This is a genomic window from Salinicola peritrichatus, assembly GCF_003206715.1.
Classification (GTDB): Bacteria; Pseudomonadota; Gammaproteobacteria; order Pseudomonadales; family Halomonadaceae; genus Salinicola; species Salinicola peritrichatus.
Genome location: NZ_PZJU01000107.1, coordinates 1 through 771 on the forward strand (window position 1 = coordinate 1; position 771 = coordinate 771).

The 771-nt window shown below is 59.4% G+C and carries 1 pseudogene; it reads left to right on the forward strand.

Going from position 1 to position 771, the window contains the following annotated elements:
• Positions 1-771 (forward strand): annotated as a pseudogene (locus DOM57_RS21650) (ISL3-like element ISPst2 family transposase); the annotation flags it as partial.

Here is a 771-nt window from a genome sequence, read left to right on the forward strand (position 1 = left end):
ACCCTGCTCGACCTGCTGGCCACCCGCCGCCAGGACGTGGTGACCAACTACCTGATGAAGCTGAAAGACCGGCAGAAGGTCGAGATCGTCAGCATGGACATGTGGAACCCCTACCGGGCAGCGGTCAAGGCTGTGCTGCCCCAGGCCCGTATCGTGGTCGATAAGTTCCATGTGGTGCGCATGGCCAACGATGCCCTAGAGAGAGTGCGCAAGGGCCTCAGAAAGGAGCTGAAACCGTCCCAGAGCCGGACTCTCAAGGGAGACCGGAAAATCCTGCTGAAACGCGCTCACGAAGTCTCAGACCGGGAGCGCCTCATCATGGAGACCTGGACAGGCGCGTTCCCGCAACTGCTGGCCGCCTACGAGCACAAGGAGCGCTTCTACGGCATCTGGGACGCCACCACACGGCTCCAGGCAGAAGCCGCCCTGGACGAGTGGATAGCCACCATCCCGAAGGGCCAAAAGGAAGTCTGGAGCGATCTGGTCAGGGCAGTGGGAAACTGGCGCGAAGAGACCATGACCTACTTCGAGACGGACATGCCCGTCACCAACGCTTACACGGAGTCCATCAACCGACTGGCCAAGGACAAGAACCGTGAAGGGCGCGGTTACTCCTTCGAGGTGATGCGGGCACGAATGCTCTACACCACGAAGCACAAGAAGAAGGCACCGACTGCGAAGGTCTCTCCTTTCTACAAGAAAACCATCGGTTACGGACTGCCGGACTTCGCAGAGGAACTCAACTACGGAGTCGATCTATCAACCATCTGA